General features: G+C 55.1%; 20 protein-coding genes and 1 tRNA gene. 11 read left to right on the top strand and 10 right to left on the bottom strand.

Annotation, left to right across the window (positions count from 1 at the left end; all coding sequences use genetic code 11):
- The first annotated feature begins 127 nt into the window (after positions 1-127).
- On the top strand, positions 128-2,251 hold the full coding sequence (locus tag HYS22_07680) for a hypothetical protein (GenBank protein ID MBI1910031.1): 2,124 nt from the start codon (positions 128-130) through the stop codon (positions 2,249-2,251).
- Here HYS22_07680 and amrS read toward each other — a convergent pair.
- Positions 2,248-3,264: an AmmeMemoRadiSam system radical SAM enzyme gene (amrS, locus tag HYS22_07675; protein MBI1910030.1), complete on the bottom strand. Its 1,017-nt coding sequence runs from the start codon at positions 3,262-3,264 to the stop codon at positions 2,248-2,250. The genes HYS22_07680 and amrS overlap by 4 nt on opposite strands.
- A gap of 102 nt (positions 3,265-3,366) precedes the next feature.
- On the opposite strand from amrS, the gene HYS22_07670 reads away from it, so the two are divergent.
- Complete coding sequence (locus HYS22_07670; protein ID MBI1910029.1) at positions 3,367-4,407, top strand: 6-phosphofructokinase; 1,041 nt, start codon at positions 3,367-3,369, stop codon at positions 4,405-4,407.
- A gap of 44 nt (positions 4,408-4,451) precedes the next feature.
- Positions 4,452-4,522 (top strand) — tRNA-Gln (locus HYS22_07665).
- Between the two features lie 15 nt (positions 4,523-4,537).
- Here the strand turns inward: HYS22_07665 and HYS22_07660 are convergent.
- Together HYS22_07660 and HYS22_07655 are read right to left on the bottom strand one after the other, a co-directional pair.
- On the bottom strand, positions 4,538-5,212 hold the full coding sequence (locus HYS22_07660; protein MBI1910028.1) for a hypothetical protein: 675 nt from the start codon (positions 5,210-5,212) through the stop codon (positions 4,538-4,540).
- The gene (locus HYS22_07655; GenBank protein MBI1910027.1) at positions 5,209-5,598 is read right to left on the bottom strand and encodes a hypothetical protein; all 390 of its coding nucleotides are present in this window, start codon (positions 5,596-5,598) and stop codon (positions 5,209-5,211) included. Before HYS22_07655 ends, HYS22_07660 begins: the two co-directional genes overlap by 4 nt.
- Positions 5,599-5,733: 135 nt before the next feature.
- Here HYS22_07655 and HYS22_07650 point away from each other — a divergent pair, with 135 nt between their 5' ends.
- On the top strand, positions 5,734-8,133 hold the full coding sequence (locus HYS22_07650) for a hypothetical protein (GenBank protein ID MBI1910026.1): 2,400 nt from the start codon (positions 5,734-5,736) through the stop codon (positions 8,131-8,133).
- Between the two features lie 26 nt (positions 8,134-8,159).
- Positions 8,160-8,960, top strand: coding sequence for a hypothetical protein (locus tag HYS22_07645; protein ID MBI1910025.1), 801 nt, complete (start codon positions 8,160-8,162; stop codon positions 8,958-8,960).
- Here the strand turns inward: HYS22_07645 and HYS22_07640 are convergent.
- Positions 8,940-10,316, bottom strand: a complete 1,377-nt coding sequence (locus HYS22_07640) for a S41 family peptidase (protein MBI1910024.1) — start codon at positions 10,314-10,316, stop codon at positions 8,940-8,942. The genes HYS22_07645 and HYS22_07640 overlap by 21 nt on opposite strands.
- 73 nt (positions 10,317-10,389) lie before the next feature.
- On the opposite strand from HYS22_07640, the gene HYS22_07635 reads away from it, so the two are divergent.
- The gene (locus HYS22_07635) at positions 10,390-12,252 is read left to right on the top strand and encodes a transketolase (protein MBI1910023.1); all 1,863 of its coding nucleotides are present in this window, start codon (positions 10,390-10,392) and stop codon (positions 12,250-12,252) included.
- Here HYS22_07635 and HYS22_07630 read toward each other — a convergent pair.
- Positions 12,241-13,047, bottom strand: a complete 807-nt coding sequence (locus tag HYS22_07630) for a glutamate racemase (GenBank protein MBI1910022.1) — start codon at positions 13,045-13,047, stop codon at positions 12,241-12,243. The two genes, HYS22_07635 and HYS22_07630, sit on opposite strands and share 12 nt — an antisense overlap.
- Positions 13,044-13,400 (bottom strand): phasin family protein, encoded by a 357-nt coding sequence (locus tag HYS22_07625; GenBank protein MBI1910021.1) that lies wholly within the window; start codon positions 13,398-13,400, stop codon positions 13,044-13,046. Before HYS22_07625 ends, HYS22_07630 begins: the two co-directional genes overlap by 4 nt.
- A gap of 118 nt (positions 13,401-13,518) precedes the next feature.
- Here HYS22_07625 and HYS22_07620 point away from each other — a divergent pair, with 118 nt between their 5' ends.
- The 5 genes from HYS22_07620 to HYS22_07600 all read left to right on the top strand — a co-directional run bounded on the left by HYS22_07620 (position 13,519) and on the right by HYS22_07600 (position 17,705).
- Complete coding sequence (locus tag HYS22_07620) at positions 13,519-14,220, top strand: MotA/TolQ/ExbB proton channel family protein (GenBank protein ID MBI1910020.1); 702 nt, start codon at positions 13,519-13,521, stop codon at positions 14,218-14,220.
- Positions 14,217-14,645: a protein TolR gene (gene tolR / locus HYS22_07615; GenBank protein ID MBI1910019.1), complete on the top strand. Its 429-nt coding sequence runs from the start codon at positions 14,217-14,219 to the stop codon at positions 14,643-14,645. Before HYS22_07620 ends, tolR begins: the two co-directional genes overlap by 4 nt.
- Before the next feature lie 71 nt (positions 14,646-14,716).
- Positions 14,717-15,454, top strand: coding sequence for a cell envelope integrity protein TolA (locus HYS22_07610; GenBank protein ID MBI1910018.1), 738 nt, complete (start codon positions 14,717-14,719; stop codon positions 15,452-15,454).
- A complete protein-coding gene (gene tolB / locus HYS22_07605) occupies positions 15,451-16,743 on the top strand; it encodes a Tol-Pal system beta propeller repeat protein TolB (GenBank protein MBI1910017.1) in 1,293 nt (430 codons plus the stop codon). Before HYS22_07610 ends, tolB begins: the two co-directional genes overlap by 4 nt.
- Positions 16,740-17,705: a Ppx/GppA family phosphatase gene (locus HYS22_07600; protein MBI1910016.1), complete on the top strand. Its 966-nt coding sequence runs from the start codon at positions 16,740-16,742 to the stop codon at positions 17,703-17,705. Before tolB ends, HYS22_07600 begins: the two co-directional genes overlap by 4 nt.
- Here HYS22_07600 and HYS22_07595 read toward each other — a convergent pair.
- The 4 genes from HYS22_07595 to HYS22_07580 all read right to left on the bottom strand — a co-directional run bounded on the left by HYS22_07595 (position 17,662) and on the right by HYS22_07580 (position 23,858).
- Positions 17,662-18,855 carry a hypothetical protein gene (locus tag HYS22_07595; protein MBI1910015.1) on the bottom strand — a complete coding sequence of 398 codons (1,194 nt, stop codon included), beginning with the start codon at positions 18,853-18,855 and terminating at the stop codon, positions 17,662-17,664. The two genes, HYS22_07600 and HYS22_07595, sit on opposite strands and share 44 nt — an antisense overlap.
- A gap of 200 nt (positions 18,856-19,055) precedes the next feature.
- Positions 19,056-20,525: a carboxypeptidase regulatory-like domain-containing protein gene (locus HYS22_07590; GenBank protein ID MBI1910014.1), complete on the bottom strand. Its 1,470-nt coding sequence runs from the start codon at positions 20,523-20,525 to the stop codon at positions 19,056-19,058.
- A 96-nt stretch (positions 20,526-20,621) separates the two neighbouring features.
- Positions 20,622-22,793 (bottom strand): carboxypeptidase regulatory-like domain-containing protein, encoded by a 2,172-nt coding sequence (locus HYS22_07585; protein ID MBI1910013.1) that lies wholly within the window; start codon positions 22,791-22,793, stop codon positions 20,622-20,624.
- Positions 22,794-23,858 carry a hypothetical protein gene (locus tag HYS22_07580; GenBank protein MBI1910012.1) on the bottom strand — a complete coding sequence of 355 codons (1,065 nt, stop codon included), beginning with the start codon at positions 23,856-23,858 and terminating at the stop codon, positions 22,794-22,796. It abuts the gene before it with no gap.
- Positions 23,859-24,015 lie beyond the last annotated feature (157 nt).

The following is a 24,015-nucleotide window of genomic DNA, read 5'->3' as shown; positions in this document are numbered from 1 at the left end:
CTCCTCAAAGGCTCAAGAAATTCCTAGGAAATAATTGATAAAAGTGCAACAACCAAACGTCCTTGACAGTCCCCTCAAAACGGCGCTAGCCTTTCCGGAGAGAAGCACTAAAGTATTTTTTCGGCCATTGAAGGAAACTATTCAGGAATCCAGCGAAGCAATCTCTTTCTCTTCTGGTCATCCCCTCCTTCGTCACCGGACTAACGCGGCGCTTTACCATCTCTACAAACAAGGTTTTCTGGAGGCCTCAGAGTCGTGGGCCGTCGGCAGTCGTCACTTTGCGCGGGTCTCTTTCCGTCGCTTTCACCAGATTGTCAAGGACTGGCGTCTCCTCCTCAGGGATTTTGAAATCGGTATGGCCGGAGGCGTTGTTACGATTCTTGCCGCCACCGCCAGTTTTTTTGTCGGTGCCATTGCTTTAAGACCGCACTGGTCGCAGTTTGCAGGCTCCTTTGTCCTCAGTTTTATCGCCCGTTTTCGAACCATTGTGAGGCAGGGGATCATGGCGGATGTCGGCCAATGGGCCAAGAAACGGTTTCCCTACCATATCGAATTCTTCCAGATCCGGGGACACCATTTCAGCCTGGGGGCCGCTTCCCTCGGAAAAATTTATGCCCCGATCGAACAGGCGTTCGAAAACTGGTTGGCTAATTCTTTTTACAATACCTGCGCCGGGATCGGTCTTTCCTGGAGCTCCCTCATCATCAAGTCAAGCGACCAGGCACTGGCCTCCATCGCCTTCACCCTTCCGATCGACCTCTTCATGGAAGACCCTAAAAAAACTGAACGGTTAAAAAGGTGGGCCGTCCGGCCGATTAACAAGTTCCTGACCTACTATTCGCTCGCCGGTCTGATGGCCTTTGAGAAGGGGATCCCCGGGCCGCCGTTGTGGGGTCTCGCCCATGGTACGCAAAGATTGTGCTCCATCTTGGGCGGCCTCCTCTCCATCATTACCCTCCCCAAAATCAGGCCGGTCGCCAAACAGGGTACAGACCCTATTGAACGGGGGCTGGACTGGGATGGAAAACCGCTCAACGTGGAGATTACCCTTCACGGTCAGGTGATTCCGGACCGAAAAATCCCCTCTTTTGAGGACGGGGAAGAAGATGTCGCCTCTCTCCGCAGCACCTCTCTGGAGTGGATCAATGTCAATGAAGAGGCCGAGTCGGGTAATTTGCGGGCGACTAATTCTTTTTTGGCCAATACTTCCGCCGGGGCCCGGATCAACCGGGGGAGCCTCGACTTCAAGACACTCAACAATTCAGAGCTGACTTGGCTCTGTTTAAAGAATACCGACTGCGCCCCCTGGCCCACGATCAACCGATACACCGGCTACAACGACAATCCGAATCTGGTAAAGTTCTATTTCCTTTATGAACCGACGGGCAAGATCGAAGAAACGGCCCTGACCCAACCGCCAATCACCTTCAAAAGTCCTTCGTACGGGATGGTTCATGTCCAGGGGCAACACCGGATGGGGGAGGTTTGGCGGCGTTCTCAGAAAGAAAGAAGACCCCTTTATTTCCCTACCTTCATGATTGAGATGACCGATGAAGAGATGGAGAAACTGGTCGTCAAACCATTCGGCGGGATTGAAAAGATCCCCCATTTTCCTCCCCCTTTCCTGAACCGGAGTCGTATCGGCGTCCAAAACCCGGGGATCGCCACCCGGAAACGTTTCTTCGTCAATATCCGGGAGGTCCTCAATCCGTTGCTCCAGAAGGAAATCGAAAATGCGCGGGCCAATTTCCTGGCCGGCAATCTCCCCTTTGGCGGGACAGGAATCGCCTGCGGGACCTTGAGCCCGACCCACCAGGGGCATCTCTCTCTCTGGCTTCAGGCAGTCCGTCAGCTGGGCCTGAAAAGATTGGTTGTCTTCACCGTCAACCGGTCACGAACCCACAAGGGACCGATTCTCTCCCATGCCGCCCGTCAGTCTATCTTGGTGAACAAGGTCCGGGATTTTCCAGAAATTGAGGTCTTCTCCCCCCTCGAAGGTTGGAGTATCACCGACAATATCCGTAGAATTATCTCTCTGACACCACCCCCCCATACCCTCGTCTGCGGGGGTGATACCGTTTCGCTCTACACGGAAGAACACCAGCTCCCCCCGGAGATGAAGATCGCGGTGCGTCCGAGGCTGGATTGCCCGATGCCGCCCCGTTCTGAACGGATCATCCACCTCCTGGATGACCCTGAAAATTCCTCTATTTCAAACCGCAGTACGATTGAGGTAGTTTCCTCCCTTTAGCCCCAAACCCCCGGGATTTTTTGCAGGCATTGGGGACAACAGCCAGACTGGAGGTTGTTCTTCAAGATTGTGTACCCAACCCTTTCAACCAGGAGGGTCTTGCAAGAGGGACAATAGCTGTTTTCCAGATCCCCTACCTTTCCCGGCAGATTACCGGCGTAGATAAAGTGGAGCCCTGCCTCCTGACCGATCCGCGCGGCGCGAACAAGAGTCTCCACCGGTGTGTTGGCCGGACCCCTCATTTTGTAATCCTTGTGAAAGGCGGTCAGATGCCATGGGATCTCTTTTGAAATCTTGGCGAGAAACCGGGCGATCTGCCTCAACTCTTCATCCGAATCATTAAAGCCGGGGATGATGAGGGTAACAACCTCCAGCCAGAACTGTTTTTCGTGAATAGCCTGGATCGTTTCAAGGACAGGATCCAACAGCCCCCCCAGTTCCCGATAATGTTTGTCGTTAAAACCCTTGAGGTCTACTTTATAAAGATCAACCCAAGGCCTTAGATAATTGATCACTTGTGGGGTCCCGTTGCCGTTGGAGATATAGGCGGTCTTGAATCCCGCCCTCTTCGCCTCTTGAAAGACAGCCACGGCCCATTCGCTGGTGATCAGTGGTTCATTGTAAGTGGAGGCGAGTGTCGAGGCCCCCCTTTCTCTGGCCATCGCCACCAATTCTTTGGGCGTCACCTTCTGCGGAGGGGCTATCGCCTTTGGGTCGCGCAGGGCCTGACTGGTCAGCCAATTTTGGCAATTCGGACAGTGATAATCACACCCCAGCATCCCGAAGGAGAAGGCCTCGGTTCCTGGCATCGCATGAAAGAACGGTTTTTTTTCGATCGGGTCGCACTGGAGCGCCCCCACATAACCAAAGGGGACCTGGAGTTTCCCTCCTTTATTAAAGCGGACCTTGCAAATCCCGATCCGTCCTTCGGGAATCACGCACCGGTGGCCGCAGGAAAAACAGCGGACCTTCTCCCCCTCCAGTTTTTCATAGAGGGTCCCTTCCTGGGTCATCGCACCTAGCAGACCGGCATAGTCAATGGTGTTCACTCTATCAACTTTAGACCTTTGATTTTCCCTTGGCAAGCGCGGGAAAAATCCATAAGATCCCTCCCGATGAAACTCGGAGTGCTCACAGGGGGGGGTGACTGCCCCGGTCTGAATGCCGCCATTCGTGCGGTTGTCCGGCGGGCCGTTTCCCTCAACATTGGCATCGATGGCATCCTGGAAGGATGGAAAGGGCTTCTGACTTCTCATTTCCGTCCGCTCGATATCGCCTCGGTCTCCGGCATCCTCCCGATGGGGGGAACGATCCTCGGGACGACCCGTATCAACCCTTTGAAGACACCGGAGATGAAGAGAAAGGTCATTGAAAACTTCCGGCGTTCCCCCCTGGACGGCGTATTGGCGATCGGCGGCGAGGGAACGATGCGGGTCTCCTATGCCTTCCACAAGGCCGGCATCCCGACGATCGGCATCCCCAAAACGATCGACAACGATCTTTGGGGGACCGATGTCACGATCGGTTTTGATACCGCGGTGCAAATTGCGACGGACGCCATCGATCGTCTCCACACCACCGCAGAATCCCACCACCGCGTGATGATCGTGGAGGTGATGGGACGTCACACCGGCTGGATCGCCGCCTGTGCCGGCATTGCCGGCGGGGGGGATGCCATCTTGATTCCGGAAGTCCCTTTTTCACTCAATCACTTGATAAGGCTTCTGAAGCAACGAGCCAGCCGCGGCAAGAATTTTAGCATCATCGTCGTTTCCGAAGACGCCCGGCTCTACGAAGGGGTTGGGAGGAAGAAAAAGATCCTCAAGACCCCCACCAAAAAAGACGAGTACGGCGACATCAAACTGGGGGGTATCGGGATGCTTCTCGCGAGGGAGTTGCAGAAAAGGACCTCGTTTGAGATCCGGGTGACGGAACTGGGGCATGTTCAGAGGGGAGGAACGCCAACCGCCTATGACCGGATCCTCGCCACCCGCCTCGGCGTGGAGGCGGTTAATCTCGCCCATAGCGGAAAATTCGGCCGGATGGTCGGGATCCAGGGGAACAAAATAATTTCCCTCCCGCTCCAACAGGTGGTCAAGAAGATCAAGACGGTGGATCCCGCTTTCTATAAGCTGGCAGAGGTTTTCTTCGGTTGAGAGTTGACTTTGAGCAACCGCTCATCTACTAAAAAGCCGCTTATTCGGGGATCGTCTAACGGCAGGACTGCGGACTCTGACTCCGTAAATCTAGGTTCGAATCCTAGTCCCCGAGCATAAAACAAATACCCTAAACCAAAAGTGATTCCAAAATTCGAAGACCCGCCGCCCCTGCTCGCCGTTTGATTTCATTCCAGTCGGTGTAAGGTTCTTTGAGTGATTTGTAGTGACTTAAATCAGTCTCTGTCAGATCCCAGGGCTTGGGTTCAGCCAGCTGTGTGGCGAGTTGTTTTAATACAGACTCCTCCCCCTCTTGCGGATAGAGATCATCCAATGAAGCCAGCGCCTTCAAAGATTTTTCAGCCCCGAAATGGTCGAAAAGGGCGACAAAATCAATAAAGTCCCGCGTCGTGTTTCTCTTGGTAATTAAGTAGCCTTTGATTCTTAAAATTTCGGCAACCGTCGGGACGCGAAGTCCTTTCACCATCGTTGTCTCCAGTGGTTTTTTCCGGATCAACTGGCGAATACCGGTCCGGACCCCTTGAAAGTTTCCCAAAATGAGAACCGGAGGTTCCATCCGGCTTGTTTTCCAGCCGGCTTCTTTCTCCACTTGAGCCAAAATTTCGGCGAATCGTTTTTTAAGATCAGGCAAAACGTGATCGGCATCCATAGAGACACGATGACCGGCATGAAGTGCCGCGGCTGTTCCGCCAACAAGAACAGACTCCGGAAAATGGGATTGGAAGAGAGCTTGTGCGGAAAGTAATTTTTCCCATGCAGGAAATGTATCGGCTTCTTTTTTCACAAAAAATTCCCCCGTAAATTGCCAAGGATCCCTTTCCATAAAGAAATGGTTCCGTAGATACTGATCGCATTAAGAACTTTCTCGAGCGCACCGGCTTCAGCGCCAAAGGGGTGATCGGCAATTCTGCGGCGCAGTTCTTTCCAGTCTCTCAAGCTTCCATGCGAGAGAACCTCTTCCAAATAGACCGGATTTCCCCAAAGCGCTCCTCTAAGACGCACACTGGACATGGATGACTCATGAGTTTTTTGAAGACCCCAACGCGTTTGAGCGGCATGCCTCGAAATAGCCTGACGGGCCGAAGGGGAAAGGTTTTTGGCCCGCCTCTTCCCCCCTTCCTTGCCCCACTGTTTAAAGACCTGCAAAGTCCTGGTTGAAACCGGCTTCATGCGGAACATTCTATGCTTAGGGGGTAGGTATTGTCAAGGCCCTATTTCGTGGCCATAACATATTGTATTCATTGATCCTAGTCCCCGAGTATTTTTCGTTGTCTTTCAGCCCTCTTTTGAATTAGAATCCTAAAAATGCGGCGGCTTTTCCTGTTGGGTCTGCTGATTTGTTCCCTTGTCTTCTCGCTTTCTTACTGTGGCGGGGATGACGACGATGACGACACCCCGGACAAGGAAGATCCGGAGTATACCGAAGATGGTGTCACCGGCGGAACCTTCACCTCAGAGGATGGTAAGTTTCAGGTCATTATCGCCGATGACAGCATGCCAGCCGCCCTCCGGGCCCAACCGGAAATCGAAATCGTCGACACCCCCTCCGATCTCCTGGAAGAGGGAGAAAAAACCGTTTCCAGTTCCTACGATTTAAATCTTGATTCCATCATGCACTTTATCACCACCCAGGATGTTACGATGACGGTTCAGCTGGATAACTCCTCCATCCCGGCGGCAGACCAGAACGCCATCAAGGTTTACATCAAGGTCTTTGATCCGGACAACAAAACGACCCTCTGGGTTCCTGGAAGTTTGAGCGGTTCCCAACTCACCCTCAAGCTAAAGGGACTTCCCAAAGACGCCATCTACACTGTCGTCTACAACCCCAACCTGCAGACCGCCACATCGTCCGAGGGCTCGTCGATGACCCTGGACCCCTCCAAAGAGGCAACGGCGGAGGCCCCGTGGAGCACCAATTTGTGGATCAGCTATTACAACCCGAGGGACCCCAATCTAAGGACTGTCATCTCCGGTATCTTGAACATCCCTGCCGCCAGCCTGACCGATGCCCAGATCCAAACGGTGATTGTCCAGAGGGTCAGCAATAACGGGGTGGCCGCCGGCGCCATTTACCAGGCCGCCGGTTTCCGACAACCGAACCTTCAGGTTATTGCCGTCGGCGGCAAGAATTATATGCCGATCTCTCTCTTCAATGGCGGAAGTAAGTTTGAACCGGGAGGGCTTGACGAAAGCGCCAATCATTTTGGTTTCAGCTTCGGGATCCTCTACGTCGGTTTTTCCCGAATCGCCGACACCACCGCCACCAACGCCCTGGGGACTGTCTTCGCCTCGGTGGCCCATGAGATGTTCCATTCGGTCCAAAATGGCTACGACACCGGTTTTGGGGATACCCTTCAGGGTTCCGCCGAGGGGAGTGCTGCCACCTACGGAGTAACAATCGACACGGCGGCAACCACCCCGCAGGTCCGCTCCGCTACCGCAACCGAAACGCATATCCTCTCCAATTATCTTTTGGTTCCAAACGCCGGCGGTTCGGAGGCTTATTCCAATCAGGATTTCTTCGCCTACGTCGGCCGTGTCTACAACAACAAAAGTCTCAGCTACCTCCAGACCTATTATGCCAAACTCAAGGCAGGGATCGATGCGCTCGTGGCGGACGGGACCAAGTCGGCGCCACTCGGCCCTCCCTGGGACACCGTCACCGACGCCCTCGACGCAACCCTCCAGGGCAAATTTAAAAAGGACCTCGCCACCGTCTATGCCAAATACGCGAGAGACCGGGCGATTGAACATTCCAGCGACAGCGTCCTTCGCTCCGGAGAAACAGCCGCCGGTGTCTTGAACACCAACCTCTTTTCCGCCAAATCGATCGTCGCCAAAACAGTCGACCCGGAAGAACTCAAAGACTCCAGCCTGACCGGTGCCGTGAAGAAGATCAACGAATTTGCCACCAAGGTCTTGAAGATCACCCCGACCAAGGCGGTCGAAAACGGCGTTGATGTCACCCTCACCCTTTCCCCCAGTGCCGGGGCCGTCGGTAATGCCGTTCGTGCCGCGGTTTACCGGGCCGGGGCCGCCGTCGGGACGGAAATGTCCGGGAATTCGGTCGGGATCAAGGGGTTTGGTGTTTCAACCGGCGACGTGTTAACCGTGGTCATTTCCAATGCCGCCACCATCGGACGGATTGATGTCGACTTTGAGCTGGCCAAGGTTGCTGAGGAAACGACAACGACGGCAAACAGTTTTTCGGCCACGATCAAGATCAACGGCGCCAATATCTCGTTCGACCCCAAGACGATCGTTGGCGGCTTCGGCACCTTTACGGGGGATGTCAAACGGATTAACCTCCCCACCGCCTTCGCCTCCGAAGGGGCCTCAGCCACAGATCTCACTCAAACAATGGTCAATATCATTACCGACCCTGACGATATCAATGCCGGCAATACCTACAACCTGAACGAAACCGATACCGTCTTCGAGCAAAATACCGGCTCTGCCAGTATCATCTTCAACTCTCCCAAGATCACCCATGATGATAACGGGGAACAGGTGGTCTTCGGCTCAACGGGGGGAACGATTACCCTGACCAGTTATGGCGAAACGGGGGGGAGCCGGATGACCGGCACCTTTACGGCCAATATGAGCGGTAAAAAACGTGTCGTCACCAACGGCGTCGAAAGCGATCAGACCCTCACTGGAACTATCTCCGGTTCCTTCGACGTACTCCTTGAGGCCAACTGATTTTTCAGTTATACTTGTAAGGTTCCATGGCCCTCAAGCGATTCGCCTCTCTTTTTCTGGCCCTTCTGGTTTTCATCCAGATGGTCATCCCCACTGCCGCCCAGGCTGTCTATACGGTCAAAAAGCTCTCCCCGGAGGAGGCGTTTGTCAGGAGTCTGGACCGGGGCTGGATCTATTCCCATGCCGACTATGACAAGGGGGTCGGGATTGTCGGCCAGATGGTCGGCGTCATTGAGTCCCCACCGGCCGAGGTCTGGAACATGTACCGGCGATCAAACGACTGGCCAGCCTATGAAGTCCCCACCTTGAATGACTGCCGCGCCCTCAGCGAAGGTTTCATCAAGGAATACCTGGTCAAGAAAACAAAGGAGATCAAGGAATTTTACCAATTGATGAACGGTCGACAATTCGATCAGGAGCAGGGGCGGAAAGCCGGCGCGCGTTGGGATTCCTATTCGTTCCAGAGTTTTGACATCCCCTGGCCGGCCAACGATAAATGGTTCATCCTCAAAAACAAAAACAACGAGACCCGTGAAAAGGAAGGGGTCTTTTCCTCGGAATGGGAACTGGTCGGCGGCAATGTGAAACATTTTGCCGGATCGGTGACCTTTGAGCCGTTCGAGGGGGATCCCACACGGACGAAGATGGATTACAAGGCGACCGTCATTACGGGCAACCGCGTTCCTAAATTCCTGCTGATTTGGGGGGCACAACAGGTGATGCCGCGGGTGATCAAGGCGATCCGGAAATACCTCTACAAAACCGGCAAGGGAAAGATCAGTAATTCACCTGAAGAAAGTTCTGCCCTAACGCAACCGGCCTTTTGATTGAAAGGTATCCCAGCTTTTGATGTAATTGAGGGCGGTTTCCTTCTGGTAGTCTTCCGGTTTTTGCTCCGGGGTTGCTTTTCCCTTTTTGCCTTTGGGTGAACCACCCTTGGGTGAGCCACCCTTGGGTGAGGTTTCTGCCTCTTTTTCGGAATCCTCTTCTTCCCCTTTGGGCGAACCGCCCTCCAGGTGCCCCTTGAGGTCCTTCTCGCGAACCACCCGCTCCCGCGGAGTAGTCGCCGTAGAGGCAATCATTTCCGGCTTCACCTCACCCACCTCAATATCCGGTTTGATCCCCTGGGCCTGGATCGACCGGCCGGAGGGGGTGTAATATTTGGCAATTGTCAGCTTGAGGGCCGAACCATCCCCCAACTCATAGACCGTTTGCACGGAACCTTTACCAAAGGTCGACGTTCCCAAAAGGATGCCTCGACGATGATCCTGCAGGGCCCCGGCAACAATCTCTGCCGCCGAGGCGCTCCCCCCGTTCACCATCACAATGAGGGGATAAGCGGGATGCGTCTTTTCCCTTCGGGCCTCTTTCTTGTCGACCTCCTTGTTATGGCGACTCTTGGTCACGACAATCGTCCCGCTCTCCAGAAACTGATCTGCCACCTCAACGGCCTCATCCAGGAGACCACCGGGGTTATTGCGAAGATCCAGGACAAGACCGGCCAGTCCCCCGGGCACCTTTTTTTCGAGTTCCCGCAGGGCACGATCCAGCTCTTTGGCCGTCCCCTCCTGGAAGGAAGTCACCCGGACATAGCCGTATCTTTTATCCACCAATTCCTTCCGGACACTCTGGATCCGGATCAGATCCCTCACCAGGGTGACCTGAAACGGTTTGCTCCCCTCTCTTTGCAGGACAAGGGTTATCCGGCTCCCCCTCTCCCCCCGCATCATCTTGACGGCATCGGTGAGTGACATCCCCTTGGCGGGGGTTTTGTTGATCCTGAGGATCCTGTCTCCCGCCCGTATCCTGGCGCGGTCCGCCGGTGTCCCTTCCAGGGGGGCCACCACCGTCAGAAAATTGTCTTTGGAGGTCACCTCGATCCCGATCCCGCCAAACTTTCCCTCCGTATCAACACGAAGTTCCCTGTAAACCTCCGCCGGCATAAAGAGGCTGTGGGGGTCCAACGCTGTGAGCATCCCACGGATAGACCCCTCAATCAGTTCCTTGTCCTTGACATCCTCGACGTAATCACTCTTGACGTGATGGAGAATCTTGGCAAAGAGCTCCAGGTCCTGGTACAGCTCCCTGGTGATTGTCTTTTCCTTCTTATCGGCCGCTGGTGACAGAGACGGCATGGCGAAAAAAGAAATCCCCAGCAAAAGGGCGACAGCAATCTGTTTCATGAGGGACACCCTTTCATGAAAAAGCAAAAAAGTATAGTTGCTTTTTTCTGCCAGCACCGCTAGGAGAAAACCGATGTCTGTCGTCAATGATCTCTCCTCACTCGCCCGGTTGGTTCGCTATTATACCCTGATCTCCACCTCAGAAGCCGGTTCCGGCCATCCCTCCTCTTCGCTCTCAGCCACCGACCTGATGACAGTGCTCTTCTTCAAATATCTCCAGGCGGATCTGGACCATCACAAAGATCCCAACAACGACCGTCTGATCTTTTCCAAGGGGCATGCCGCCCCGCTCTTCTATGCCCTTTATGGCGCCGCCGGTGTCATCAAACAGGAAGAACTCCTTCGGCTCCGCCGTTTGGGAAGCCCTCTTGAGGGGCACCCGACCCCGCAATTCCCCTATGCCGAAGCGGCCACCGGCAGTCTCGGACAGGGGTTATCCATCGGCGTCGGGATGGCGCTCAATGCCCGTCTCGATCAGCTCCCCTACCGTACCTTCGTCCTTTTGGGGGATGGGGAAATGGCGGAGGGATCGGTCTGGGAGGCGATCCAGCTGGCCTCCCACTATCATCTTGATAACTTGGTCGGGATTATTGACGTCAACCGGATGGGGCAGAGCGGTGAGACGATGTGTGGCCATGACGTCAAGACCTATGCCGAAAGGGTCGCCTCCTTTGGGTGGCATGTTATCACGGTGGACGGCCACTCCCTCCCTGAAATTGATGCCGCCTTCAAAGAGGCCCTGGCAATCCGGGGCAACCCAAAGGGTGGTTCACCCAAGATGATCGTCGCCAGGACCCTCAAGGGGAAGGGGGTCTCCTTTCTGGAGGACAAGGAGGGGTGGCACGGCAAGGCACTCTCCAAGGCCGATCTTGAAAAGGCGCTCCAGTCCTTGGGGCCGGTTGATACCAATTCTGTCGGGATTGTTGAAAAACCTGAAAAAATTAAACCAAAAAGAAGAGAGAAGCAGGAAAGGGGGACCCACCCGATCCCTCTCCCTTCTTACAGTCTGGGCCAAGAGATCGCCACCCGCAAGGCTTATGGGGAGGCGATCACCGCCCTGGCCGTCCAGTACCCGGAGGTGGTCTGTCTCGACGGGGATACCAAAAATTCGACCTTTGCCGAAATCTTCGCCAAAAAGTGGCCGGACCGTTACTGGGAAATGTTTATCGCCGAACAAAATATGGTCGGTGTCGCGGTCGGTCTGGCGGGACGGGGAAAGATCCCGTTTGCCTCCACCTTTGCCGCCTTTTTGACACGCGGTTTTGACCAGATCCGGATGGCCGCCGTCTCGAGGGCCAATGTCAAATTTGTCGGTTCCCACGTCGGGGTCTCCATTGGTGAGGATGGCGCCTCACAGATGGGACTGGAGGATATCGCTTTGTTCCGGGCGATCCATGGTAGCACCATCCTCTACCCCTCCGATGCAGTCGCCACGCTCGCACTCGTAGAAGAGGCGATCAAAAAGGAGGGGATTGTCTACCTCCGGACCAACCGTCCGGCGACGCTGGTTCTCTACCCGGCGGGTGAAAAGTTCCCGATCGGTGGTTCCAAGACAATCCGTTCTTCAAAGAATGACCGCGTCACCGTGGTCGCCGCCGGGGTCACCCTGAATCAGGCCCTCACCGCCGAACAGACACTGGCCCAGGCAGGGATCCCGGTCCGGGTGATTGACTGTTACTCCGTCAAACCGATTGATGCCGCCACGCTCCTGAAGGCCGGCCGTGAGACAAAGGGGATTGTTGTTGTGGAAGACCACTGGTTTGAGGGGGGGCTGGGAGATGCCGTTTTAAACGTCTTTGCCGGAGAAAGGAACGTCCCGATCCTGAAACTGGCGGTCACCAAGATGCCAATTTCTGGAAAGCCTGAAGAGCTGGTCGACGCCGCCGGGATTTCGGCGCCGCATATCGTCAAGGCGGTCAAAAAACTACTGATGTGATTCGACGCTGACCCGTTCCACCCCTTCCAGATTTTGGTCCAGAAAGAGCGACCCGACCCGGGCGAACCGCTCCGGCGAATCGGTGACAAAAAAAGACTGTTTCCCTGTGCGATCTTCCTGACTGAGAAGATTTTTGGTTTTCAGAAGGCGGGCCAGCTCCTTGGCCGTTTCTTCCGCAGAATCGATGAGCGCCACCGATGGTCCCAACAGTTCACGAATCACCCCCTTCAAGAGCGGGTAATGGGTGCACCCCAGGATGAGGGTATCGATGCCGGTCGCCTTCAGGGGATTGAGGTATCGTGCGGCGACCTTGCCACTCTCCTCCCCGGAAAGCCACCCCTCCTCGACCAAGGGGACAAAGAGGGGGCAGGCGACACTATAGACCTCCACCTTGAGATTGAATTTTTTGAGAAGGGTGGCATACGCCTGGCTCCGGATCGTCCCTTCGGTCCCGATCACCCCTACCTTTCCGTTGCGTGTCCGCGCCAGCGCGCCGCGAACGCCCGGTTCGATCACACCAAGCAAAGGGACGGAAAATTTTTCGCGCAAGGTCGGAAGGGCAAAAGCCGAGGCGGTATTGCAGGCGACCACAATCACCTTGGCCCCTTTGCCGGCCAAGAACCGGACATTCTCCAGGCTGTAACGAGTAACGGTCTCTGGGGATTTGGCGCCGTACGGAACACGGGCGGTGTCGCCCAAGTAGAGGAGATCCTCCCTCGGAAGGAGACGGGCCACCTCGCGGCTGACGGTCAATCCTCCGATCCCGGAATCAAAAATGCCGATGGGGGTTTCTATCGCGAACGACCTTTCCTTGAACCTTTTCCGCGCTTCATCATCCGGCGTCCCACATGATCCAGCTCCCTTTCCAATTTATGGATCCGCTTTTCACAGGAATCGAGATCCTGTTTGGAAGGGATGCTCATCACCTTCAAGACATCCTGGACATTGTGACGGATGAAACGACCGACCTCATCCTTGGTATGGATGATCTTGGTCACCGCATCAATGAATCGACGGCTGCTCACCAGATCAGAAAAGACCGCTGACTTGAGAACCTCACCAACGATATCCCTTTTTAACTTCTCACCCCTTTCCAGGGCATCCTCCAAAACCTCTTTGAGCATGAAGACCTCCTGTGCGGGGGGCATTATCCTTCAGCCCAAAGAGGGGTGTCAATCAAAAATAAACCTTGGGTAATTCACCCTTAGCAATTGACTTTTGAGACCAAATGAATAAAGTTGTTTTGCTTCAGGAGGGGAAATTCCTATGACTTCTCAGGCGTTTGCGGCAACAAGCAGTTCTCTCGGTGAAAACGGGCATCTCCTCCAGATCCTCTGGGGTGCCGACCCTGTCGTGAAACTGACATTCATGATCCTGGTCGGTTTTTCGATCGGTTGTTGGGCTATTATTTTCTACAAATCCAAGGAGATGAAACGGTGGCAGTTGGGTTCCCTCCGTTTTGCCGAACTCTTCTGGCGAACCACCAACCTGGAGGAGTTGATCAAGCGCGGAGGGGATGACAACCCGCTTTCCAATATCTTCCGGAGGGGTGTCTCCGATCTCTTTCGCCGCAAGGGTGATTCATCCAAGGAATCCGGAACGGCCACGGCAGAAATAATCCGGCGGAAGGTGGAACGGGCCACCGAAGATGAAGTGGAACGGATCGAACGCTACCTCCCGTTTCTGGCCACCACCGGCAGTTTTACCCCTTTTATCGGTCTCTTCGGCACCGTCTGGGGGATTTTGACCGCCTTCTGGAAGATCGGCCGGGCCGGCTCTTCGTCGCTCGCCGTCGTTGGACCCTATCTCGCAGAGGCGCTGATCGCCACAGCGATGGGGTTGGCCGCCGCCATCCCGGCCGCCATTTTTTACAACTACTTCGTCCGCAAGACACGAACCTACATCCGTCAGGTGGAAAACTTCTCGGAAGATCTCCTCTACCGTGTCGAAAAGGAATATTTTCGATGACCCCGGGGCATCACAAGGAAGACGGCCACTATCTTTCCGAAATCAACGTCACCCCTCTCGTGGATGTCTTTCTGGTCCTCCTGATCATCTTCATGGTCACCGCCCCACTCCTGCAACAGGGTCTGGATGTCGATCTCCCACAGGCGGGTGCCCCGGCCCTGGAAAGGAGCGAGGCCGATATTATCCTGACCATCAACAAACAGGGACAGATCTTTCTCCAGGATGACAAAAAGCCGTACACCCTTTCCGACCTCGAAGGCAAATTGGTGTCCGTCTACGCCCAGCGCGAGAAAAAGGAGATCTACCTGAGGGCGGATAAAGAGGTCTCCTATGGGTACGTCGTTTCGACGATCAGTCTCCTGAAAAAGGTCGGGATCGGTCGTGTCGGGATGATTACCCAGGAAAAAACGGGGAAGGAAACCTAAATCTGCTTGAACCATTCTCGCTACGCAAATATCTCTACTTCTCGGTTGCGTTCCATGCCGCCTTCGTTCTGGTGTTGAGCACGACCCCATTTTTTCAGTCGTTTCGCCGGCCGCTCTTTCAGGACAAGGTGACCTGGATCAATCTCCCTCTAGGACCCACCGATAAACTGGAACCCGGTTTCGTCAAAGCGAGGGACCTCCCGAAGAGCACCATCCAGGAACAAAAAAAGATTCTCTCCGTCCCGCCAACCGTCACCCTGCCGGAAAAGACCTTCAAGACACTGCCGGAGAAGGACAAAAAACCTGCTGTCAAAAAGGAAGTCCCGCTCTCTCCCGCCGCCCAGAAACAAAAAGAGCAGGATGAGTTGATGAAAAAGGCGTTGGCCCGAATCGGCGAGGAGGTTAAAAAGAACAAGGTGATCCAGCCGGAGGTGGGGCAGATCCCGGCCGGAAAGGCCGGCGGGGTCCCGTTTGGCTCGCCGGGAGCCGTTTATGTCTCCCGAAATGATCCAGAATACCTCCTTTATCAGGCCAAGATCCGGGAGAAGATCATGAGCCAGTGGCTTGTTCCCCTTACCCTTCAGGGGCTCGACCTCTCCTGCCAGCTGGTCGTCCATATCAACGAAAAGGGAGAGGTCCTGCAAACCGAATGGGAGAGAAAATCAGGGAGCGAGGCGCTGGATCTCTCCGTCTTGAGGGCGGTCGAACGGGCCTCCCCGCTCGATATCCCGCCGGATCGTCTGAAACCGGAGGCGATCAACGAGGGGTTTCTGGTAGAATTTAACACACGACAGAAAGGATCAATGTGAGGCAACGATTCTGGCTCGTTTTTTTCCTGCTCTTCGGAGCGGTGGCGGAGGCCCGCATTTACATCATGGTCGATCAGCCTCTGGAAAAAAAGTTCCCGATTGCGGTCCCGGACCTGATCAACACCGGTTCCCGTGATCCCGAGGAATGGGCCGAGACCTTGCCGGAGATTATTCGGAAAGACCTGCAAATCGCCGGTCTCTTCGAGGTGATGAATCCCGATTCCTTTCCCCGTCAGGATGAAAAGAATTTTACCGCGGAGACAGTCCGGTTTGCCGCCTGGAACCTGATCGGCACGCAGGCGCTCATCAAGGGGGCCTTTTCCTACAAAAAAGATGTCATCTCGGTGGAGATGCGCCTCTTCGACCCGGCCCTCGGGAAACAACTGGTCGGCCATCGGTACACCGCCAAGCTGAATGAGGCGGGTGTTGTCGCCCACCACTTTGTGGATGAGGTGATGGAGGTCTTGACGGGCGTTCGGGGGCCGTTTTCCAGCCGGATCGCCTTTGCGAGCGTCGTCGGCAAGAACAAGGAGATCTTTGTCACCGATGTGGATGGCGGCAATCTCCGTCAAATCACCGCCTCCAAGACGATCAGCATCTCCCCCTCGTGGGACCCTTCCGGGACACGGCTGGTTTATTCGGGCTACGTCAACGGTTTTCCGGAACTCCACGTCATTCCTGCCAGCGGCGGGAGACCGCAGAAGATCACCAACAACAAAAGTGTCACCCTCACCCCGGCCTGGGCGCCAAACGGCAGGGGGATTGCCGCCGCCACGGCGATGGGGGACGAGATTGACCTCCATCTCTACAACCTTCAGGGGGGGAAGATCCGTTTACTCACCAGCGCCTTCGGGATTGACATCAACCCCTCCTGGTCGCCCGATGGCCGTCAACTGGTCTTTGCCTCGGAGCGGGAGGGGCGTCTCCATATTTTTACGGCGGATGCCGATGGCGGGGATATCCACCGCCTGACCTTTGTCGGTCATCACAACGACAACCCGGACTGGTCCCCCAAGGGAGACAAGATCGTGTTTCAGGGGCGGGATGAAGGGGTCTTTGATCTCTTCATCATGAACACCGATGGCTCGATGATCCAACGGCTGACCTCCGATTCCGGCAACAACGAAAGCCCCTCTTGGGCCCCGAATGGACACTACATCGCCTTCAGTTCGACCCGGACCGGCCGTTCGCAGATCATGGTGATGATGGCGGATGGAGGAAATCAGGTCTCCATTCTGCCGAAAGGAAACGGGATCCATCCGGACTGGTCCAATTGGATCGCAAAATGAACGCCGCGATTGATATCGGCACGAATACCGTTCTCCTCCTGATTGCCGATTATAAAATCCCCCCAACCCCCCTTTTGCAAAGGGGGAGAAATGGGGATTTACGGATCATCCGGGATGAAGCGCGAATCACCCGCCTTGGCCAACAACTCCATGCCTTGCAACTCTTTCCGCCCGCCGCCATGAAACGGACGCTCGCCGCCTTAAAGGAATACAAGACCCTCTGCGATCACCATCAAGTGAAAGAGATCGCCGCCGTCGGTACCGCCGCCTTTCGCCGGGCCCGGAATGCGGAAGAGTTCACCCAAGAGGTTTTAGAAAAAACCGGGATCCGGATTGAAATTATTTCCGGGGAGGAGGAGGCCTGTCTTTCGTACGCTTCAGTCCTGAAAGATTTTGGGGATCGACACAAAAACCTGATGGCCCTTGATATCGGCGGCGGGAGCACGGAGATTATTTCGGTCGACGGGGCGGTCAGCCTGCCACTCGGTTGTGTGGAGCTGACGGAGCGGTTCTTGACGTCGGATCCAGTCCGGCCGACAGAGATAAAATATGCTTACGACATTATAGAAAATGGTCTTGCCGGCAAGGGAGGAAGATCGGATGGCAGCTCTCAGTTGACCCTCGTTGCCCTCGCCGGCACCGCAACAACCCTCTCGGCGATCAACCAGAAACTTCCCCTCTGGGATCCTGCTAAAATTCAGGGGTCAATCATCACCAAAACCGAACTGGACCGGATGACAAAAGAATTGGCTCAAAAGACAATCGTCGATCGCAAAAAAATCACAGGGATGGTCCCCGAACGGGCCGATACCCTACTGGCTGGTGCCATGATCCTTCAGAAGGTGATGGAACAATACCGGATTGAGAAAGTCTTGGTTTCGGATCGGGGCTTAAGGTTTGGACTGTTTTATAAAAGATTTATTCCGAATCACCATCAACACGCGTCCGTTCGGGAAGCTTGATCGTCCAAGCGACAAGGCATCCTCTTTCGTCTTTCGCCTGAAGCCCCTCGGATTCAAAGGCATTGTTGAGAATCCCCCGCACCCTCTCCTTAAATGTTTGAACCGCCGCCTCATCAACCCTTTTTGGGGAAAAAAGACGGGCCTGCCGGATGATCATGCGGGGCGGAACGGGCGGCGAGATCGGCGAAAAGGGGATATGGACCGTGATCTCCCCATCAATGGTGGCCTCTGACATCCTTAACTCCCGTATCGCCTCACCAAAATCTCCTTCCAGAGTCCCCATAATCCGTCCCACCTCCGCCGCCAGCGCGTCACAGTCAAGGACCCTCGGTCCTTCGAGAGCTCCACTCCTCCTCGCCTCTGCCGCCTCGGCCAGCCCATCCTCAAAGTCACTCCCGGCACGAGAAAACTCATCCGCCGCCTCTTCGGCCTCAGCGGCACCACCGGCCGGCATTGATCTCGGTGGTTCCGATTTCGACGTACGGATCCCCTTCAATAAATCCGCCTCAATAAACCCCGTTGCCACCAGTCTTGCTTGAATCCTCGCCTTTAAACTCTCCTGAATGTCCCACCGATCATCGCACCCCGCTAAAAATATCCGGATCCCCGCCAACCCCCCTTTGTCCCAGACCGAACCGATCTCATCTTTCAGGTTATCCCAGTCCGCCTCACCCAGGAAAGCGTCCGCAACCTCCCACTCCAGCAGACTCCTCACCCAGACTGTATTCACCGCTTTTTCATCTAAACCATACCCCACAGCCCTCTTCCATTTCTCCACTACCGGGAGTGAAACCACCCATTTCGGCCGAGAAGCCGCCTCGCGGATAAAGAGATCCAGCCCCTCCCGACCCCCACTATCCCAATCGGCCCTGATTCTATCCCTCAGATCATCCCACTCCATCTGGCTCAGATAATTATCGAACGACATCTTATCGACTAAGGCATCGTGAAAGGTCTGAGGAGGTGGGGAATCGGCAGCGGCTACTTCAGTGGGGGGAGGCCCCACCCGCCTAAATTGTAGAACCGCCCCCCCGACAGGCCTGCGGGTCTCAGCATCCAGGACACGGCCGATAACCCTGCCGGTCCCTGGGGCCGGTGGACCGGCAACCGCAGAAAGGGGGATAGAGGAGACAACGTCTCGAAGTGACATAAGAACCTCATCAGTATTATCGACTGAAAAACTGGGGAGTTGTGCCTGAAATGACTAGCAGTCTGTTGACAAACTCAAAATGACCCTTCGACAAGCTCAGGGTGTCCACTCCCATTGGCCGACCGAATAAATTCGGCGGCTAATCCAATGACAATTCCTTCCGGAATTCCAGAGGAATTGTTTTAAATTAGCCCACGAATTTATTCGTTGGGCCTCTTTGCCGCAAGGGCCTTCTGGAGCCGGGCTATCGCCTCTTCCGCCTCCTCCCTCACGGAGATCCCTTCCAGTCTCGCCCCCTGCCGGTCATGCCAGTCGACGTAGGCCCGGTACTCGGCAATTGCCTCTGTGTAGGCCTTTCGACGGGAGGCAACAGCGGCCGGCTTGTCCCCCTTAACCAAATCCCCCTTGGCCTCAAGGTCCCCCGCGATCAGATAACGGAAGAAACCCTCTTTTGACCGTTGCCGGTAGATAGCGATCGCCTCGTCGTATTTTTCCTGCTTTTCATAGAGCTGGGCGAGACCAAAAAGGAGACGTTTCAAGAGTTCTTCCCCTTCTTCACGGAGGGATCGATCCTGCCTCGAATCGGTCTTTGGGTGAGCCACCTTTGCCAGAAAGGCCTTGAGCCTCTCCTCCCCTTCCCGCAACGCCACCATCGCCTCCTCAACAACGGCCGGCGGACCCCTCTCTGACCTCTTCCCTTGGGCCAGGATCTCTTTCACCTCGGCAAAAAGGGCCTCTCCCTCCAGGTCGATCAGTCTCTGGAGATCAATCGTCATCTCCGGAGTCATCTTCGGCCTAATCTCCAATTCCTGATCGACCGGCTGGTACCCCTCTTTGGAAATATGCAGAGTGACCTTCCCGGGATGAAATTCGGCCCGCTTCAAGCGTCCGTTTCTGTCCGTCGTGACCTTCCCCAGGAGGGAATACGCCGTCCCATCCGTCGCCGTCCCGCCAAAGGTGACCTCCGCCCCTGAAATCGGTTTGTTGGATTTATCCACCAGATGGAGGGATAACCGGACTACCGGTTTGCGTGGCAACGGCCCACCGGGCAGGACTGGGGCCAAGCGACCAGCAGGGGGCAGGGGTGGTGCCGGAGGCCTTACCGCCGGGGGTTCTGGCGGCCCAGGTTCAGGAACCGGTGGAGGGGGTGGTGTATAGACCGCAATCCCACTCAATAAAGCGGCTTCAATAAAATTTGTATCAACCAGTTTGGTCTGGATCCTTGTCTTGAGACTCCCCTCGATCGTCCATCGTCCCCCACACCCGGAGAGAAATAACCGGATCCCCGCCAACCCCCCCTTGTCCCAGACCGAACTGATCTCATCTTTCAGGTCATCCCAGTCCACCTCACTCAAAACCTTAGGTGAATCACCCTTGTCCCCGACCTTCTCTTCCAGCAGACTCCTCACCCAGACCGTATGAACAGACTTCTCGTCGAGACCGTAACCGATTGCCCCCCTCCATTTCTCCACCACCGGAAGGTCAACCACCCAACCGGCCCGAGAAGCCGCCTCCCTGATGAAATGATCCAGACCTTCTTGACCCCCATCCGACCAGTGATCCTTGATTGAATTCTTCAAACCATCCCACTCAGACGAGGTAAAATGATTGTCTGACATCTTCTCGAATAGACTGTCATAAACAGTGGCAGAAACACCGGAGGGGGCCATCGCTAACGATGATCCCTATAAGATCAGACCGCTGAGATCAAGAAAATTGACAAATTCCCCCTCTCCCCTTGCGGGAGAGGGTTGGGGTGAGGGGGACTAAGGCCCTATATCCGGCAAGATCAGCCTCGGGGTATCCCCAGAAAAATCAATATCAAAGGCGAGGGGGTAGGATTCTTCCTTCCTTCCTCCATTCTCAGGGTTTCTGAAGACCCCGATATTCCGCCCCCTGAAGAATGCTTCCAAAGGGTAGGCCCTCGGATCGGTCTCAACCTCGTCCACAAAACCATCATCATCCACACGAAGGCCCACCTCTACCTGTTGAGGGCCGCCTTGTCTCTGCAGTGTCTCCCTTATGGATGACCATGTTCCAGCATTGATCTGATTAAAGAGGGAGGTCACCTTCGGCAGAAAGGCAACATACCCCAACTTTCCTAACGCCTTTTGGGCCTCGTCGTAATGAGGGTCCTTTTCTCCCAACTTTTTGTAATAAAGGACCGCCTCGGCATACTTCTGGAATATAGAGGCCCTTGATATCTGTTGTCCCCCCAAGACATCCAGCGCCGAGGCGAGGAGGTATTGCAGCTCCGACGACGTCTCCTCCCGATTCAGGCGCCTCCGGTGACACTGGACAATCGCGTCGGCATCCAGGATCGAATCGTAGAGATCCACAAGGAGGGAATCCACCTCTTCGGCAAGCCGGAGAAGATCGGCGGCAACCGTTCCATGCCTTAGGGCCTCTGTTTTTTCAAAGGCGATCCCCAGGAGGCTACTTGTCTTCTCCAGATCCTTAATTGCCTTCCGTTTGTCATCGTCCTTTTTTTTCCCGATGAATCCACGATTTGTCGGGACAAGGAGCTCCGTATCCCGAATCAACCGAAAGACGTTCTGCCCGTCAAGCTCAGACGGTAACGGGAGTCCCTCCTCCACCAGGGCAAATTGCCGGACAACCTTGTCCCCTTCAATAGTGATCCTCGCGTCGGGAAAGGACCGATACCCCTCTTTGTGGACCTTGACCCGACAATCCCCGGTAGGGATAGTTGCCGGAGCGATTGTTCTGCCACCCTCCTCACGCTGAAGCCGACCCTCTTTACCCGTATGATAGACAACAGGACCATAACTTTCCCCGTCGCCGCTGGAGGTCCCTTCCACGGTAACCGTCGCCCCCTCCAGGTAGGTCTCCCTCAAGAGGTCGGTCACCCTCCAATCAATCGGGACATGGGCAACCGGCGGCATCCGGACATTACGGGTATAGATCTTGCCCGGCGCCAAATCTACATCTGCCCCATCGTCAACGGTATAGGTCTGATAACCCTTTTTCCCTGTCGTGTATTTTAAGAGCCCTGTGGGGAGGTCGATGGAGGCGAAACCGTCTTTATCCGTTGTGAGAGGATTTCCATCGACAAGGTCAGAATAAGGGGGCATTCCTTCAACATCGGAGGCCTCCCCCCCCAACGTGATTGTCACCCCTGCCAGGGGGTGTCCATCCCCGTCGGTAATCTGCCATTTGACCCTCGCCTCGCCCGCTTTGAGGGGCCGTTCAGCCGTTGCAGGGGGAGGAGGAGTAGGTGGTGGAGCGGCCGCCTCGGGAGGAGCAGGTGGCGCGGCCGGTGGTGGAGGCGATCCCGCCCCCGGACCGGTTTCTTCATCAATAGTAAGACTGTCTGGCCTCGCTGTTCCTGCGGCAGGCGGAAGAATCGGTTCTGGTGCCGGTTCCGCCGCAGGTTCAGGCGGTGGTGGTGGAGCGGCCGGTTCCTCATGCACCCTGATCCCACTCAAAAGTGCGATACTCACAAACCCAGGCTTGACTAACTTCTCTTGAATCCTTGTCTTTAAATTCCCCTCAATCTCCCAGTGATTATCATGATCACCTGCCAAGAATAAAATAATCCCGGCCAACCCCCCTTTGTCCCAAACAGAACCGATCTCTCCCTTTAAACTGTCCCAATCGGTCTCACTCAGAACCTTGTCCCCGACCTTCTCTTCCAGCAAGGCCTTGACACGGGCGGCCTGGTCCTGCCGTTTCTGGATCTCCGAAACAGGTCCCCCCTCAATCCCTTGACCTGTCCCCTTGCCCCACTTCTCCAAAATGGCAGGATCGACTACCCAATTCGGACGATCGGCAACATCACTGATAAAACTATTGAGCCCTTCCTGACCCCCATCCGACCAAGAGGACTTGATCTCTTCTTTGAAGCTATCCCACTCGGATTGGCTCAGATAACCATCCGCCATTGCCTGTGTCAGTTTTTCATTAATGGAGGTCATCATTTAATACCCTGAAGTACTCCCTTCAACCGGTACCGGAACTTTGTAGAAACAGGTTCCTTCCCCCGCTGGAGTCCCCACAGAGGTCAACTTGGCAGTGGCCCGTAGCTTTCCCAGAACCGCTTCCCCAAAGGAAGTGTGATCCTGTGGTCCTTTTAACTGAGACACATCGACCTCAATAGACATTGTCCCATCGGATTCCGCCTCCGGGATATGAAACTCGATATCTATCTTTCCATGGAGGAGTTGGAATTGAGACTTGGCTTTGATATCCTTCAGCGACCCATGGGGCCCCAACAAGGGGGACAGGGCATCATTCACCCGCCCTTTGACGGCCTCACTACAAGCGGTTGTCCCTCTCACGGGTCGTCCGGCGGCGGGTGATGGAGGCGCTGGAGGAGGTTCAGGATCCCCTCCTCGCATTCTCGACGTTGCCGGAGGTGCCGGTTCTGCCGGGGCCCTATCATCACTCAGATCAAGCACCTCAAAATCATATCCCCCATCAGCAGGAGCGGGAGGAGGCGCCGGAGCGGCTGGCGGTGCCGCCTCCTCATGCACCTTGATCCCACCCAACAAAGAGGCCTGAACAAACCCCTTACTGACCAGCTTCTCTTCAATCCTTGTCTTTAAGCTTCCTTCAATCGTCCATCGATCCCCGTTATCTGCCAAGAATAAAATAATCCCCGCCAACCCCCCCTTGTCCCAAACAGAACCGATCTGACTCTTTAAACCATCCCAATCGGCCTCACTCAAAACCTTGTCGCCCACTTTTTCTTCCAACAATCCCTTAATCCTCAAGGCCTGTTCTTGCCGTCCCTGAATAACCCGAACAGGATCACTATCAATCCCCTGACCTGTCCCCTTGTTCCATTTTTCCAAAATGGCAGGATCCACCACCCAGTGTGGTTGTCCCGCAACCTCCCCAATAAAATCATTGAGCCCTTCCCGACCCCCATCCGACCAAGAGGTCTTGATCCCTTCCTTGAAGCTACTCCACTCGGGTTGGCTCAAGTAACCATCGGCCATCGTCCCCCTTAAACGCCCTGTAATTTCTGCCGCTGTCGCCATACAAAAGCCCTTTCGTTTCAGGGGGGTTACCCCCTGTTGGGATTATCGGTAAAACTGGGGGGAAGTTGCGGCATTTTCAAAAAGGGGCTACTTTCATCCATTTCCTCAATTGATTTATGAGATCTATCTCATAAAATCATGAGGTATGCTTACTAGA

The sequence above is a fragment of the Deltaproteobacteria bacterium genome, assembly GCA_016177765.1.
In the GTDB taxonomy this organism is placed as follows: domain Bacteria; phylum UBA10199; class UBA10199; order JACPAL01; family JACOUP01; genus JACOUP01.
This window is presented reverse-complemented; position numbering and strand designations above follow the sequence as displayed.